The following is a 15,959-nucleotide window of genomic DNA, read 5'->3' on the forward strand; positions in this document are numbered from 1 at the left end:
CTGTTGCGGCGGCGGCAGCTGCTGCGGTGGCGGCGGCTGCTGCCTTCTAGGTGGCGGCGGGGTCGCGACGGGCCGGGGTGGCGCCAAAATCTTGTCCGCCGGCGGCGGTGGCGGTGCCGGAAGGGGCGGCGGTGTCGGCGGAGTGGCCTGTCTGGGGGAAACCGCTCCGGTACGCGCGACGATCCTCGGGTAACCGCCGTCCTCCGCCAATGTCACTGCCCGAACCGACCTGAATTGCGGCTGTGTCGTCGGCATATCGGTGACGTACCGCGACGGCGACACCGAAGCGATCTTGCCGCGATTTGCCGGGCAGTAAGCCTCGACCGACGCAATGACAAACCGGGTCTCGGTGCGGACTACGCGGTCGACGGGGTACATCTGCTCGGGCGGGTCGACGTTGTAGGCATTCTTGATAAGCGCGTCCACGACAGCGTCCACCGGCATGCCGGCGTCAAGCTTCTTACACACCTTGTGGGCAGTAACGATCAGACTGGGCACGTTCCTGAGCGCGGGGATTTCCAATTGATCGAGTACTGCCAGGAAATGCTCGTCCTGGCTCGGGTCTGCCGCTGCCGAGCTGCTGTGCCAGATTGCAGAACCGGTGAACAACATGGTGGCGGTGGCAAGCAGGCAGGCCGCGTGACTGGTGATGTGGGTGGACATGGCAGGGGTCTCCATTCTTTTGCCTGCCACTGAGCGGGCTGGGATCGTGGCCCGCACCACAGGCAGGGCTTCAAATCGACTTCCCCCGAATTCCCTGCCGAAACGTCGCCGTACCTGCGGCGAAAGACCTTCTAGCGGTGTGTGGTTGCCGGCCGATGCCCAACCCGGTTACCGCACGATTCACGCTATTTCCGGGTCGCACTTCTTACTATCGCCGGCACAGCCGCTTCCCTATGCTGAGCGAGTGCCAAACAACTATCGGGTAGTGCAATGGACCACCGGGAACGTCGGCAAGAGCTCACTGCAGGCAATCGTGAAGAACCCCGCCTTGGAATTGGTGGGCTGCTATGCCTGGTCGGCCGAGAAGGCCGGACGCGACGCCGGCGAATTGTGCGGCATCGAGCCGCTAGGCCTGCCCGCCACCAACGATGTCGACGCGCTGCTGGCACTGAAACCGGACTGCGTGGTCTACAACCCGATGTGGATCGACGTCGACGAGCTGGTGCGCATTCTGGCGGCGGGCGTCAACGTGGTGACGACCGCGGCGTTCATCACTGGCCACAATCTGGGCGCCGGCCGCGACCGGATCCTTGAGGCTTGCCAACAGGGCGGCTCGACGATTTTCGGCTCCGGCGTCAGCCCGGGTTTCGCCGAGCTGCTGGCCATCGTGTCGGCGCTGGTGTGCAGCCGGGTCGACAAGATCACCGTGAACGAGGCCGCCGACACCACGTTCTACGACTCCCCGGAGACGGAGAAGCCGGTGGGTTTCGGCCAGCCGATCGATCACCCCGACCTGCAGCAGATGGCGGCCCGCGGAACGGCGGTCTTCGGCGAGGCCGTTCGGCTGGTGGCCGACGCGCTCGGCGTCGAACTCGACGAGATCCGCTGCGTTGCCGAATTCGCGCAAACCACGGCCGATCTCGACCTCGGGTCGTGGACGATACCGGCGGGTTGCGTCGCGGGCACCTACATCAGCTGGCAGGGCATCGTCGGCGGCAAGACGCTGATCGACCTCAACGTGCGGTGGCGCAAGGGGCAGACGCTGGAGCCGGATTGGAAGATCGAGCAGGACGGCTGGGTCATCCAGGTTGACGGGCTGCCCAGCGTGACCACCAAGGTCGGTTTCCTGCCGCCGCCGGATTTCCAGGCAGAGACGATCGCCGACTTCATGGTTATCGGGCACATCCTGACGGCCATGCCGCCGATCAACGCGATCCCTGCCGTCGTTGCAGCGGCCCCGGGCATTGCCACTTACGCCGACCTGCCGCTGACCCTGCCCCGGGGAGTGGTCCGATAGAAGGGTTCAGAATCGCTCGATACCGGGTATTTAGCAGCCCATGAGTGCCGAAGACAAAGTGAAGAACAAGATCGACGACGTGACCGGGCGGGCGAAAGAAGCCATCGGCAAGGCCACCGGCAACCCGGACACGAGGAATGAGGGCCGGGCGGATCAGGCCAAGGCGAGCTTGAAAGATGCCGGGGAGAAGATCAAGGACGCCTTCAAGAAATAGGGTGCTTGGAATGATGCGTCTCATCCCATTGGCTCGCCGCGTCGCGGTCGCGACCGGCATCGCCCTAGCCGCCGCATTGCCGGCTATAGCCGCCCCGGCCGCCGGTGCCCAGCCGTGTCCCGACGTCGAAGTGTCGTTCGCACGTGGAACCGGCGAGCCGCCGGGTGTCGGCGGCATCGGCGGAGCCTTCGTCGACGCGCTGCGCTCGCAGATCGGCGCCAAGTCGCTCAACGTGTATGCGGTCAACTACCCCGCCAGCGGCGACTTCGGCAGCCCGGATTTTCCCAAGACGGTGATCGAAGGGGTTCGTGACGCGAGCTCACATATCCAGTCCGTGGCCGCGAGCTGCCCTAATACCCGTCAGGTGCTGGGCGGCTACTCGCAGGGGGCGGCGGTGGCGGGCTACGTCACGTCGGCCGCGGTGCCCCCTGGCATCCCGGCTTCGGCGGTACCGCCGCCGATGCCGGCCGAGGTCGCCAGCCACGTCGCCGCGGTGGTGATGTTCGGTACACCCTCGCCTCAGTTCCTGGGGCAATATGGTGCACCACCGATCGCCATCGGCCCGCTGTATCAGCCCAAAGATCTTGAGCTGTGCGCGCCCGGCGACGGCATCTGCGGCGACGGCAGCGGCCCTAACGCCGCGCACACCATGTACGCGGTGAACGGCATGACGAACGAGGGTGCCGAATTCGCCGCGAGTCACCTCTAGCCCCGGCGTCGACGCCGATGACCCGTCATTGCAGAATCGCTGCATGCGTGTACTGGTAACCGGCGGGACGGGATTCGTGGGCGGCTGGACCGCCAAGGCCATTGCCGACGCGGGTCACTCGGTCCGGTTCCTGGTGCGCAATCCGCAGCGGCTGGAGACGTCCGTCGCGCAGTTGGGTGTCGACACCTCCGACCACGTTGTCGGCGATATCACCGACCGTGAATCGGTAGCCGAGGCCTTGCGTGGCTGCGACGCGGTCGTGCATAGCGCCGCCCTGGTCGACACCGATCCTCGCCAGAACCAGCAGATGCTGTCCACGAACATGGCAGGCGCCCGAAACGTGTTGGGCCAAGCGGTCCAACTCGGCCTGGATCCGGTGGTGCACGTATCGAGCTTCACCGCGCTTTTTCATCCGAATCTGGCGACGCTGACGGCGGATTTGCCGGTGGTAGGCGGAACCGACGGCTACGGCACCTCCAAGGCCCAGGTGGAGATCTACGCCCGCGGCCTGCAGGACGCCGGTGCCCCGGTGAACATCACCTATCCGGGTATGGTCCTCGGCCCGCCCGTCGGCGACCAGTTCGGCGAGGCCGGCGAAGGTGTCCGGGCGGCGCTGCAAATGCACACGATCCCCGGCCGCAACGCGGCATGGCTGGTCATCGACGTCCGCGATGTCGCCGCGCTGCACGCGGCGCTGCTGGAACCCGGCCGCGGACCCCGCCGCTACATGGTCGGCGGCCACCGGGTTCCGGTAACCGAGTTGGCGGCCATGCTGCGGCAGGTCGCCGAGACCCCCATGGTGAGCCTTCCGGTGCCCGACACCTGGCTGCGTGTCGCGGGGTCGGTGCTGGACCTGGCCGGTCCCTACCTGTGGTTCGACAACCCATTCACCGCCGCGGGCATGCAGTACTACACGCAGATGCCCGAATCCGACGACTCGCCGAGCGAGCAGGAACTCGGCATCACCTACCGGGACCCACGCACCACCCTGGCGGATACGGTCGCGGCCCTGCGCGCTTAACGGCTACAACTCCTCGGGAGGCTTCACGGCGTCGGGCGCGGGCGAATCGTTCAGCCACCTCTTCAGCCGAAGCAGCCCATTGATCACGATGCCCAGCGCCAGCAGCACCAGCACCGTCACCACGATCGCGGTGGTCACGTCATCCATAGTGACAGCATCGGAATCAAAGCGTGGCGACGTACCCCCCGTCGATGCGGTAGTCGGATCCAGTGGTGTTGCCGGCGCGATCGCTGGCCAAAAAGACGATGAGGTCGGCGACCTCCTCGGGAGTGCTGAACCGGCCCGTCGGCGCGTTGGCGGCGAGCATCTCCCGGAACTCGTCGGCGGTCTGACCGTTGGCCGCCGCGAACCCTTCGGCCGCCCCGCCCGGCTCGGTCCAGAACTCGGTCAACACCGGGCCGGGGCTCACGGAATTGACCCGAATGTTCTTCGGTCCCAGCTCTTTTGACAATGCCTTGGAAATATTTGCGACGGCCGCCTTGCCTGCACAGTAGCCGTAGGTGTCGGGGCCGGGGAGGTAGGCGTTGATCGAGCTGACGAAGACGATAGAACCGCCGCCACGCCGCTCGATCTGCGGCAGCGCTGCCCGGGTGGGCCGCACGGTGCCCATCACGTTCAGTTCCCAGCAGGCCTGCCAGTCCTCGTCGGTGATGCTGGCGAACCCGGGGTGAACCGTGGAACGGCCGACATTGTTGATCAGAACATCGATCCCGCCGCGGTCGGCTGCCGCAGCGACCAGTTCCTCGGCAGCTCCCGCCCGGGACAGGTCGACGGGCAGGAAAGACACCTGACCGGTGTCCATAAGCGCCGGCAACTGCTCCCCGCGGGTGCGCGCTCCGGCTATCACGTGCGCGCCGGCGGCGACGAGGGCTTTGCTGACGGCCAGGCCGATGCCCTTGCTGGCGCCGGTGACGACTGCAATCTTGCCCGAAAGATGCAAATCCACCCGTGCAGGCTAACGCCTCGCCGAAGCCGTCAGGCCGGTTTGACCTCAAGGCCGATGTGCACCTTGTCGATGCCGCCGCGCAGGATCGAGTGGGCGTAGAACCACCACGCGTGGTACCAGTACCGCTTCAGCACGGCGTTGTAGACCCGCTGTGTTTCCGATTTCGGCAGGACCCGAGCCACCGCTTCGACCGGCTCGCTCTTGGGCTTGCCCAGCGAGGCGCTCTTGGCCACCGTCACTCGCGGGGTATTGCGAATCCGCTTGACTTTCCACGACTCGTCGTCGGTGATCACTAGCAGCCGGTCGCCGTCGGGCACTCCCCAGATCGGAGTGGGCTTGGGTCGCCCGTCCTTGGTGAATGTGGTCAACAGCAGGTACTTCGAATTGATGACGTCCTTGAAATTGGGCACGTTCCAGGTTTCCCGTTGGCGCAGCTTCCCAAGCAATTCGGGGCTATACCGCACTCGGCGCATGCAGTTCCTGGTAGGGCGCACCAAACCGCGGCACGGTGCGAAAACCCCGCTCGTGTGCGGCGGCGGTCGCGCGCCGGATCGGCAGAATCAGTGGCACAAAGATGATCTGGTCGAGCACGATCGGCGTGACAAGCCGGTTGTGCACGAAGGCGAATGAGCTCTTGGTCGCCGGATCAGCCCACCCGATGGTCCCACCCAGACCGGCATGGCCGTAACCGCGCAACAGTCCGGGCACCGGGGATCCGTGGTAACCCAGGTGGAACGACATCGGGAACACCAGGTTCAGATCTGGGCGCAGACTCATCCTGCCTAACAGACCGCCCGCCAATTCCGTTGACAGGTACTGCGTTTCGTCGATACGTCCATCGTTTGCCAAAGCGCCGTACATTCTGGCCAGTCCACGGGCGGTTACCACCGCGTTGACCGACGGGATCTCGCTGTCCAGAAATGGGGTGTCGCCCTGCACCAAAGAGGTGATGCCCGGTACGTACATCGCGCCGAGGCCGCCGGCTACCGGCAACTCCGCCAGCCGGGGCACCAGGTGGTCGATCAAAGGGTTGGCGCGGGTGTATTGCGGAAACATGATCTGCGCCGGTTGGGTCGGCGCATCCGCCGCAGGACGCCCCAGGTGCAGACCGTCGGTGTCCAGTGGCTGTGCGACCTCACGGCGGAACAACTCGCGCATGCCCATGCCGGTGATCGCCCGGGCCAGACCCGAGGCCAGCCAGCCGTAGGTGACGGCATGGTAGGCGGCACGCCCGAACAGCCGATCCACGGGTGCGGCCGCAATCCGCTCTTCCATCAGCCGATGATCGAGCAACTCCTCCTTGCCGATGCCTTTGAGGTGCGACAGCCCGGCGCGGTGGCGCAGCATGTCGCGCACGGTGATTTCCGACTTGCCGTTCGCCCCGAACTCCGGCCAGTACTGTGCGATCGGCGCGTCGTATGACAGCAGCCCGCGGTCGGCGAGGCGGTGCAGGACCGTCGCCGCCACCCCTTTGCTGGCAGAAAAGACCATGGCGCCGGTATCGGCGGTCCAGAGGGCCTCGCCGCGACGGTCCGACCAGCCGGTCCAGACGTCCACGACGGGTTCGCCATCGACGTACACCGATAGGGCACCACCACCGAACCGCCGGCCGGCGAACAGCCGCGCGAAGGTTTGCACGGCGCAGGTGAAGCGGGCGTCGGCAGCACCCTGCACGTGGGCCGGCAGCCCGTTGCCGGGTTCCAGAATGCTCATGGCGATACCCCCTGTGGGCTGCGGCAATGCCAATACATGAGAACCATATTATCACTTACGAATAAAGTGATTCTCAGGATGCTGCGCCGCTTGCTGGGCAAGCTGGACCCGGGAGTTGAAGCCGAGCTTGGTGTAGACGTGGGTGAGGTGTGTCTGCACTGTGCGTGGCGAGACGAACAGCCGCTGGGCGATGTCCTTGTTGGAAAGACCTTGGCCCACCAGGCGTACCACGTCGAGTTCGGCTCGAGTCAGTGCCGCCCAGCCACTTGATGCCCGCTTGCGTTCACTGCGGCCGCGCTGGAGGTAGCCGATAGCTTCCTCGGCGGAGAACGCGGCACCATGGGCCCACGCACTGTCGAATTCGTCGTCGCCCATCGCGGCGCGCAGGGCCGCTACCGACTTCTGCTGGCCGGCGTCATAGATCTTGAACCGCACCGCCCCCATCCGTTGCCGGATGCCTTCGGCCGCGCCGAGCAGGCGGGCGGCCTCGCGGTGGCTGCCCTGTTCAGCCGCCAGCGCACCGAGGCACTCGAGGATGTCGGGCAGGCAGGTGTGCGCACCGACGTCAGCCGCGCATGTCAGCGCGTCGTACGCCGCCCGTTCGGCTAATTCCGGCTCGCCTTCGGCCATCGCCACTCGGGCGCGGGTGGTCAGAGCCAGGCAACGGTGCCACCCCGTCGTCACCGAGGCGGCCTCGCCGGCGCAGTGCCTGGCCCCGGTCACGTTCCCGCCGGCGAGGGCGATCTGTGCCTTGAAACTGTGCCAGAAGGTCGCCGCGTGTGGCTGCACACTGAGCTTGTGCCAGGCCAGATCGCTTGCATTGCGCGCTGTTTCGATATCGCCGCCCGCCAGCGCTGCCAGCGCCACCGTCGAATAGCCGAGTCCCAAAGTGTATTCGCTTGAGGCGGGGGCATTCTCGAGCGCCGCCTCGGCCGCCGTTCGGGCCGCGTTCACGTCTCCGCGATAGGCCAGGGCATCGCCGAGTCCCTTAGCGCTCAGCGCAGCCAGGTTTTCCGCGTCCGCCAGTTCACCGAATTGCCTTATGGCACCAGTCAAGTCGCCCTGCCAGAGTTGCGCGTATCCCAGGCTCAGCCGGCACAGCCGCGAATTGAACCGGTCGCCGATAGCATCGGCGAGATCGCGTCCTTCGCTACCGATTCGGTGTGCCGCGACCGCGTCACCGGCCACCACCGCGGCGTTACTCTGCCAGCTCAGGATCCGGCTGAGCCCCCACTGATCGTCCGATTGCCGGGCCAGGTCGGTTGCCTCGGCGAAGTACTGCCCAACCGCCTCGGTGTGATGACTGAAGCTCGCGGTCAATCCACACGCGGTCAGCGCCCGGACCAACAGGGCCGGGTCGTCGAGTTCACGTGCGGTCGCCAACGCCTGGGCGGCGTGATCCAGACTGGCTGCGGCGTCGACGAACATCATGAGCACGGCCGCATCGGCGAGCGCCCGGGCCCGCACCGCGGCGCTCACTTCGAGGGTGTTCACCCCGGCCAGGACCGCGTCGAACCAGGCCCGCCCCTCGCCGATGCGGCCCCGGACCAGCCACAGCGGCTGCAGCCGCGACGCCAGCGCCAGAGCCGAATCGCCGTCGGCGGTTTCCAGCAACCATGCCGAGGCGGCGCGCAGGTTCTCCAGTTCGCCCTCGACCCGCTCCAGGAGGAGCTCGTAGTCGGGTCGCCCGGGTTGCTCCAAGGGGTCGGCCAACGCCGCGTAGTGGTCACAATGGCGAGCGCGTGCGGTCTCGGCCTCGCCGGCCTCGCGCAGCTTTTCCAACGCCAGCTGGCCCACCCCCTCGAACCGCCGGTAGCGCGTTCGGCCGTTGGAGCTGTCGGCTACCACCAGCGATTTGTCGACCAACTGCGAGAGATCGCCGAGCACATCGTGCGGGTTAACCTCGCCGAATCCGGTCACCGCTTGCGCCGCTTCCAGGTCGAATCCGCCCACGAACACAGCGAGCCGGCGAAACAACACCCGCTCGCTGTCGCTGAGCAGGCCATGGGACCACTCCAGTGAGGCCCGCAGCGTCTGCTGACGCGGAACCGCGGTGCGCGCACCTCCGGTCAGCAAACGAATCTTGTCGTCCAGGCCGGCCGAGATCTCGGCCAGCGACAACGTGCGCACCCGTGCCGCCGCCAGCTCGATGCCCAGCGGCTGGGTGTCCAGCCGCACGCAGATCTGGCTCACGATCTCCGCATTGGCGTCGGTGAGGGCGAAGTCGGGCTGGGCCAGGCGCGCGCGGTCGGCGAACAATGCGATCGCGTCGTTGACCGCCATCGGCGGCACTCGCCAGGTCACCTCGCCGGTCACCTTGATCGGCTCACGGCTGGTAACCAGCAGTCGCAGGCCGGGGCAGTCGAGCAGCATGGCACCCAGGCGCGGGGCGTTGGCATCGAGCAGGTGCTCACAGTTGTCGACGAGGATGAGCATCTGACGATCACTGAGATGGTGCAGCAGCGTGTCCATCGCCGAGCGGCCGGGCTGGTCCGGCAGGCCCAGCGCGCGGGCAATCGCGATCGGGGCCACGGCGGGATCGGTGATCGAGCCCAGATCGACATAGCGCACGCCGTCGCTGAATTGCGTTGTCAGTTGCGCCCCGACCTGTTCAGCCAGGCGGCTCTTGCCCACTCCACCCGATCCGATCAGCGTCACCAGCCGGTTCTCCACCACCAGCCCGTGCACGTCGGCCAGCTCGCGGCCGCGGCCCACGAAACTCGTCAGATGCACCGGAAGATTGGACGCGCCAACGCTTTTCGTTACGCACAGGGGCGGAAACTCGTTACGAAGGTTGGGATGGCACAGCTGCGCGACCCGTTCGAAGTGGATGAGATCGCGCAGCGGTGCCGATCCGCGGTCGGTCAGCCAGGCCTGTTCGGGAAGCTGATCGATGACGATGTCTCTGGTCGCGGCCGACAGCAGTGTCTGGCCACCACGGGCCAGGTCACGCAAGCGTGCGGTGCGGTCTATCGTCGGGCCGACATAGTTGCCATCGTCGCGTGGCTGCGCCTCGCCGGTGTGGATGCCGATACACAGCCGAATGGGCGCCAGCGGCGCCTGTTGCAATTGCAGAGCACACTGCACGGCGTCCTCGGCACGCCCGAAAGCGACGACGAAGCTCTCACCGGAGCCCTGCTCAACGGCCCGGACACCGGCGAGATCCGATACGGCATCGGCCAAGGTGCGATTCAGCTTGACCAGCGCCGCGGTGAACTCGGTGGGTTGCGACTGCCACAGCCGCGCGGAATCTTCGATGTCGGCCGATAGCAGCGTCACCGTGTCCGTCAGCAGCAACTCGTCCACGCTCCAGTCAATGACGGCCGGTCTGCAACCTGATCATGTTAACCAGCAGCCCACCGGCGCGATCGGCGAATATCGGTCGAAGTACGTATAGACGGCCGGCGGCCCGCACAAAGCTACGACCCCCGGCGTCAGTGATTTGCGCGTTCCTACCGATTGCTGCGGTCATCGCGCATAGGACAGTCGAAATATCCGCAATTTCCCGTTTGAGCTTGAAGGAATTCTGTCGTGCAGCACCCCGAACAATCGGCGAGACCGCATGTGGTCATAGCCGGCGCAGGAATTGCCGGGATGGCCGCCGCGATGATTCTGGCCGAATCCGGAATTCGGGTCACTTTGTGCGAGGCAGCCCCCGAAGCCGGGGGAAAGGCAAAGAGTCTGCGCCGCCCGGATGGCCACCCGACAGAGCACAGTCTTCGGGTCTACCTCGACTATTACCAAACCCTACTGACGCTGTTCTTGCGGATACCGACCGAGGGCGGCAAAACCGTACTTGACAATCTCGTCGGGGTTAATGCGGTGCGCGTTTATCGCCACCGCACGTTTGGCCGAGCCAGCGCCCCCGTCCCAGTGCGCCGGCGGCCGGCCTTTTCGTGGCTCGGCAGAGTGTTTGAACCGCTTGCGCAGTTCAGCCGGATCGTGGTGCGCAGCGCACTGGTCACCGTCGGAATGGCCTCCAGGGGAGTGTCGCCTATCGATGTCATCCGTTATCTGTATGCACACGTGCGGCTGCTCTGGATGTGCCGGGAGCGACTGATCGCGGAGCTGGCCGATGTCTCGTATGCGGATTATCTGCAACTGGGCGACAAGTCGCCGCAGGCGCAGACGTTCTTCTCGGCGTTGCCTCGCATTTTCGTCGCCGCCCGCCCGAGTGCCGAGGCCGCCGCCCTTGCCCCCATCATTCTCAAAGGCCTGTTTCACTTCACCAGCCGGCCGGCGGCACTGGACGGCATGGCGGCGCCGTCGATCATGATGATGAACGGCCCCACCAGCGAGCGCATGGTCGATCCCTGGGTTCGGCACCTGCAGAACCTGGGTGTCGACATCCAATTACACACGCGCATAGCCGATCTCGAATTTCAAGACGGGTGCGTCACCGCAGCGGTGTGCGCCGATGGGCGCCGGTTCGCCTGCGACTACGCCATTCTCGCCCTGCCCTATCTCACGCTGCGCAGGCTGGCCGAAACACATCGCGTCGGCGAGCATCTCCCACACCTCACCGAGCAGCACGCCATCGCGCTGGAGTCATCGAACGGAATGCAGGTTTTCCTGCGCGATATTCCCTCGACGTGGCCGTCATATGTGCGACCGGGTGTCGTGGGTACGCATTTCGAAAGCGAGTGGGCGGTAATTTCCGTGCTGCAGGGAGAAGGGTTTTGGGAAGGTGTCCCCCTGCCCGCGGGCACCAAATACGTGCTGTCGATCACGTGGAGTGACGTCGACAAGCCCGGCCCGGTTTTCGGCCGGCCGGCAAGCGAATGCACCCCGGATGAAATCGCGACCGAATGCCTGGCGCAGTGCGGCCTCGATCATTCGCACATCCTGGGCTGGCAGATTGATCACGAGCTGAAACACTTAAGCGAGGCTGATTATCAAAGCCTGGCCGGCGAGCTGCCTCCGCATGTGGCCGGCGCGCCGGCCAGGGGCCAGCGCATGGTCAACCTTTCGCCGCTCACCATATTGATGCCCGGTGCGCGCGAGCGATCCCCGCGTATTCGCACCGAAGTGCCCAATCTATTTCTGGCCGGCGAGGCCAGCTATTCACCGGACTTGACTTTCCTCGTCCCCACCATGGAAAAGGCCGCAAGCTCCGGCTACCTGGCAGCCCACCAAATCGTGAACGTGGCCGCTGCGCACGCCGCACCAGACTTACAGATCGAATTCACAGATCCCGTCCCATTCGCGGTTCTGCGGCGGCTGGATCGATGGTTCTGGAACCGTCGACGCCCGCCCGAATCACCCTGCGATCCTCGCGACGCAGCCTGCATAGAAACCGGAGTCCACCATGGCTGTCCAGACCCTGCCCACCACGAAGAACGCGCCGCCCGTCGGTGACGCGGAGCCCGATAGACCCGGCCGCCTCGGCGGCCCTCATTTCCGGCTCGCGCGGCGCCGCCAGCCGTCGCCGGCAACGGTGCTGCTGGTAGCAGCTTTCGGCGCTTTCCTGGCTTTTCTCGACTCCACGATCGTCAACGTCGCATTCCCCGACATCCAGCGGTACTTCCACAGCGGGATCAGCGACCTGTCGTGGGTGCTCAACGCCTACAACATCGTCTTCGCCGCGTTCCTGGTGGCCGCGGGCAAGCTCGCCGACCTGCTGGGGCGCAAACGGCTTTTCATCTACGGCGTGGTGCTGTTCACCATCGCGTCGGGGCTGTGCGCGGCAGCCGACAGCGTCGGGCAGCTGGTCGCGTTCCGGGTGCTGCAGGGCATCGGCGCGGCGGTGCTGGTGCCGGCGTCACTCGGGCTCGTCGTCGAGGGCTTTCCAGCGCAGCGGCGAGCCCACGGGGTGAACCTGTGGGGTGCGGCCGGGGCGATCGCGGCCGGTCTCGGGCCGCCCATCGGCGGAGCACTCGTCGAGGCACTGAACTGGCGCTGGGTCTTTCTGGTGAACCTGCCGCTGGGTGTGGTGGCGGTGCTGGCCGCGCGCCGGGCGCTGGTGGAGAGCCGGGCTTCCGGGCGCCGACGGGTGCCCGACGTACGAGGGGCGGCACTGCTGGCCATCGCGCTGGGATTGCTGACCCTGGGCTTGATCAAGGGTCCGGACTGGGGCTGGTCCAGCCTGCCCGCAATCGGATCCTTGGTAGCCGCGGCGGTCGCGATGGTCGGGTTTGTGATGAGCTCGCGAATCCACCCGGCGCCGCTGGTGGAGCCCGCGCTGTTGCGTATCCGCTCGTTCGTGGCCGGCAGCGCACTGACCGCCATCGCGAGCGCCGGCTTCTACGCCTACCTGCTGACCCATGTCCTGTTCCTGAACTATGTGTGGGGTTACACGCTGCTGCAGGCAGGCCTGGCGGTGTGTCCGGCCGCACTCATCGCGGCCGTGGTCGCGGGGTTGCTGGGCCGGGTGGCCGACCGGCACGGCTACCGCGTCATCGTCGGCGTCGGCGCAACGATCTGGGCCGGCAGCCTGCTGTGGTATCTGACGTGCGTAGGGACGACGCCCAGCTTCCTCGGTGAATGGCTGCCCGGCCAGATATTGCAGGGCATCGGCGTGGGCGCCACCTTCCCGCTGCTGGGCAGCGCCGCCCTGGCCGGGCTGGCCACCGGAAGCAGTTACGCCACCGCTTCGGCGGTGACCGGAACCATCCGTCAGGTCGGTGCGGTGATCGGCATCGCGCTGCTGGTGATCCTGGTCGGCACCCCCGCGCCCGGCGCGGCCGAGGAAGCACTGCGCCGCGGCTGGACGATGGCGGCGATCTGCTTTGTCGCCGTCGCGCTCGGGGCGATCTTCCTGGGCCGCGTCCGACCGGCCCCTGCAGCAGCGGTCGCACCGGAATCGGCGCCGCCAGAGGTTGTGCCGTTGCCACCGCCGACCGTGCCGCCGGTCGCGCCGGCCGCCCCCGATATCGACGTGCTGCAGGCATTGCCCGAGCTGCACTGCCACGCCGAACGTGTTGAGCTGCAGGCGGGTTCGTACCTGTTCCGTGCCGGCGACGTATCGAACTCGCTCTATGTGGTGTGCAGCGGACGCCTGCAGGTGATCGACGAGCACGGCTTGGCCGGCGAACTGAGGCGCGGGCAGGTTGCCGGCGCAGTCGGAGTGCTACGCAATGCGCCGCGCCACGCGTCGGTCCTGGCCGTGCGCGACTCGTCGCTGCTGCGCTTGCCCAAGGCCGAATTCGCCAAGATCGCCGACGCCCGCCTACTCGGTGTGTTGGCCTGGGTGCTGGCCAACCGACAGGCGCCGTTGCCGGGTGCGCCCACCCGCCCGACCGCACGCGAGGCCGTTGTCGCAGTCATCGGTGTCGACGTTGGCGCGCCGGTAGCGGTGGTGGCCGCCGAATTGTGCGCCGCCCTGTCCCAGCGGCTGCGGGCGGTGGCGCCCGGCCGGGTCAATGCCGACGGCCTGGAACGTGCCGAGCAGTTCGCTGACCGGGTGGTGTTGCATGCCACGGTCGGCGACGGGCCGTGGCGGGACTTCTGTGTGCGCACCGCCGATCGGGTGGTGCTGGTGGCCCGGGACTTCGCGGCGCCGTCCCGGCGGCTGCCGCCCCGGGCGCCGGGGGCCGATCTGGTGTTGACCGGACCGTCCGCGGCACCCGAATACCGGTGCGAGTGGGAGGAGTTGATCGCCCCGCGATCGGTGCATGAGGTTCACCCCGCAACGGTTGCCGACGACCTGCGTCCGCTGGCCGCTCGCATCGCCGGCCGTTCGGTTGGGCTGGTCCTCGGCGGCGGCGGCGCGTTGGCGTGTGCGCACCTCGGCGTGCTGGAGGAGCTGGAGGCGGCCGGAATCACCGTCGACCGCTACGCCGGCACCAGCATGGGCGCGATCATGGCGGCGCTGGCCGCCGACGGCGTGGACGCCGCCGGGGTGGACGCCTACATCTACGAGTACTTCGTGCGCAAGAACCACAGCGACTTCACGGTCCCGAGCAAGGGATTCCTGCGGGGCAGGCGCACCGAGGTCGCGCTGCGCAGCGCCTTCGGGGACCGGCTGATCGAAGAGTTGCCCAAACAGTTCCGCTGCGTCAGCGTCGACCTGCTGGCCCGGCGATCAGTGGTGCACCGCAGAGGTCTGCTCACCGACGTGATCGGCTGCTCGATGCGGCTGCCAGTGATGTACCCGCCGATGGCCTACGCCGGTTCACTGCACGTCGACGGTGGCGTCCTGAACAACGTGCCCGTCAACGCACTGGCCGGGCAGGAGGGCCCGTTGATCGCGGTGAACGTGGCCGGGAGCAACCCGAACGGCGCCCCGAACAGCCGGCACGGCAAACGCCTACAGGTGCCCGGCATCACCGATACATTGTTGCGCGCCTTGACAATTGGCAGTGGAATGACCTCGGCCAGTGTGTTGGCACAGGCCGACGTCGTGATCCAGCCCAATCCCAGCGGCATCGGCTTCCTGGAGTTCCACCAGATCGACCGTGCCCGCGAGGCGGGACGGACGGCGGCTCGTCAGGCACTGCCGCAGATCATGGAGCTGGTATTTCGGTGAGCGCCACCCGCACGCTGGTTGCGATGTTCGAGGCCAGCGGCTTAAATCACTCATTATTGGCAGATCGGTCAATTTTCGCCGGAACAACCCGGCTCCCCGGCTAAGCCGGTGCCGTCGGGCATATCGCCGTTACCTAACCGCTACTAGTCAGCCTCATGCCGGGAGTCGAAATGTCGTATCTGATCGCCGGGTCCAACCAGCTGGCAGCCGCTTCTATGGAGTTGTCGTGCCTCGGTTTGGTGATTGGCAATGCCAGCGCTGAAGCGGCGGGTCCGACGACGCAAATTGCTGCCGCAGCGCAGGACGAGGTGTCTGCGGCGATCTCGACGCTGTTCAACGGGTACGGCCACCAGCATCAGGTGTTGAGCGCGCGGATGGCCCAGTTCCACGAAGAGTTCGTGCAGGCGCTGACCGGTAGCGGACTGCGGTATGCGGCGGCCGAGGCCGCTAACAATTGGTCGCTGCAAAGGTTCGAGCGGGACATTCTGGCGGTGATCAATGCGCCAACCAATGCGGTGTTCGGGCGTCCGTTAATCGGTAACGGCGCTGATGGAGCTCCGGGGACCGGGGAGGCCGGCGGGGCGGGGGGCCTCTTGATAGGCAACGGTGGTCGCGGCGGGTCCGGAGCGTCCGGCAAAGCTGGTGGCGCCGGTGGATCAGCCGGCCTGTGGGGCGACGGCGGGATAGGTGGGCGGGGCGGCGATGCGACCGTCGCCGGCAACGCCGGCGGGCAAGGAGGGGCCGGCGGCGCCGGAGGCTGGCTGGCCGGCAGTGGCGGGGCCGGTGGCGTGGGCGGCAGTGGTCAAGCCGGTGGGCCGGGCGGCCTCGCCGGCGGAGCCGGTGGGGCCGGCGGCACCGGCGGGTCAAACAGAGCACTGCTGGGTTTCTCCGGCGGGGCCGGAGGCGCTGGCGGCAACGGGGGCCAGGGC

General features: G+C 66.9%; 13 protein-coding genes. 7 read left to right on the top strand and 6 right to left on the bottom strand.

What is annotated here, in order from left to right:
- A partial coding sequence (locus AWC27_RS32660) for a DUF732 domain-containing protein (protein ID WP_281255895.1) occupies positions 1-663 on the bottom strand: 663 nt, incomplete at its 3' end.
- A gap of 244 nt (positions 664-907) precedes the next feature.
- On the opposite strand from AWC27_RS32660, the gene AWC27_RS09575 reads away from it, so the two are divergent.
- The 4 genes from AWC27_RS09575 to AWC27_RS09590 are packed head-to-tail and all read left to right on the top strand — an operon-like array spanning position 908 to position 3,904.
- Complete coding sequence (locus AWC27_RS09575) at positions 908-1,960, top strand: NAD(P)H-dependent amine dehydrogenase family protein (protein WP_085670275.1); 1,053 nt, start codon at positions 908-910, stop codon at positions 1,958-1,960.
- Between the two features lie 40 nt (positions 1,961-2,000).
- Positions 2,001-2,174, top strand: coding sequence for a CsbD family protein (locus tag AWC27_RS09580; RefSeq protein WP_085670267.1), 174 nt, complete (start codon positions 2,001-2,003; stop codon positions 2,172-2,174).
- A 13-nt stretch (positions 2,175-2,187) separates the two neighbouring features.
- A complete protein-coding gene (locus AWC27_RS09585; protein WP_085670276.1) occupies positions 2,188-2,883 on the top strand; it encodes a cutinase family protein in 696 nt (231 codons plus the stop codon).
- A 43-nt stretch (positions 2,884-2,926) separates the two neighbouring features.
- A complete protein-coding gene (locus AWC27_RS09590; RefSeq protein WP_085670268.1) occupies positions 2,927-3,904 on the top strand; it encodes an SDR family NAD(P)-dependent oxidoreductase in 978 nt (325 codons plus the stop codon).
- A gap of 3 nt (positions 3,905-3,907) precedes the next feature.
- Here AWC27_RS09590 and AWC27_RS30910 read toward each other — a convergent pair whose 3' ends face one another.
- From AWC27_RS30910 to AWC27_RS09610, 5 genes are read right to left on the bottom strand one after another with little or no spacing between them, the layout of a single operon-like run.
- On the bottom strand, positions 3,908-4,051 hold the full coding sequence (locus AWC27_RS30910; protein WP_169726746.1) for a hypothetical protein: 144 nt from the start codon (positions 4,049-4,051) through the stop codon (positions 3,908-3,910).
- A gap of 16 nt (positions 4,052-4,067) precedes the next feature.
- Positions 4,068-4,850, bottom strand: a complete 783-nt coding sequence (locus tag AWC27_RS09595) for an SDR family NAD(P)-dependent oxidoreductase (protein ID WP_085670269.1) — start codon at positions 4,848-4,850, stop codon at positions 4,068-4,070.
- 29 nt (positions 4,851-4,879) lie between these two features.
- Positions 4,880-5,323 (bottom strand): PPOX class F420-dependent oxidoreductase, encoded by a 444-nt coding sequence (locus AWC27_RS09600; RefSeq protein ID WP_085670270.1) that lies wholly within the window; start codon positions 5,321-5,323, stop codon positions 4,880-4,882.
- Positions 5,304-6,563 (bottom strand): esterase/beta-lactamase LipL, encoded by a 1,260-nt coding sequence (gene lipL, locus AWC27_RS09605; RefSeq protein WP_085670271.1) that lies wholly within the window; start codon positions 6,561-6,563, stop codon positions 5,304-5,306. Before lipL ends, AWC27_RS09600 begins: the two co-directional genes overlap by 20 nt.
- A 51-nt stretch (positions 6,564-6,614) precedes the next feature.
- Complete coding sequence (locus AWC27_RS09610) at positions 6,615-9,869, bottom strand: LuxR C-terminal-related transcriptional regulator (protein ID WP_085670272.1); 3,255 nt, start codon at positions 9,867-9,869, stop codon at positions 6,615-6,617.
- Positions 9,870-10,094: 225 nt separating this feature from the next.
- On the opposite strand from AWC27_RS09610, the gene AWC27_RS09615 reads away from it, so the two are divergent.
- The 3 genes from AWC27_RS09615 to AWC27_RS09625 all read left to right on the top strand — a co-directional run.
- Positions 10,095-11,921, top strand: coding sequence for a hydroxysqualene dehydroxylase (locus AWC27_RS09615; protein ID WP_085670273.1), 1,827 nt, complete (start codon positions 10,095-10,097; stop codon positions 11,919-11,921).
- The gene (locus AWC27_RS09620; protein ID WP_085670274.1) at positions 11,872-15,030 is read left to right on the top strand and encodes an MFS transporter; all 3,159 of its coding nucleotides are present in this window, start codon (positions 11,872-11,874) and stop codon (positions 15,028-15,030) included. Before AWC27_RS09615 ends, AWC27_RS09620 begins: the two co-directional genes overlap by 50 nt.
- Before the next feature lie 170 nt (positions 15,031-15,200).
- Positions 15,201-15,959: PE family protein (locus tag AWC27_RS09625; protein ID WP_139836870.1), on the top strand; the 759-nt coding region annotated here is incomplete at its 3' end.

Origin of the sequence: Mycobacterium szulgai, assembly GCF_002116635.1 — a bacterium.
Taxonomy (GTDB): Bacteria; Actinomycetota; Actinomycetes; order Mycobacteriales; family Mycobacteriaceae; genus Mycobacterium; species Mycobacterium szulgai.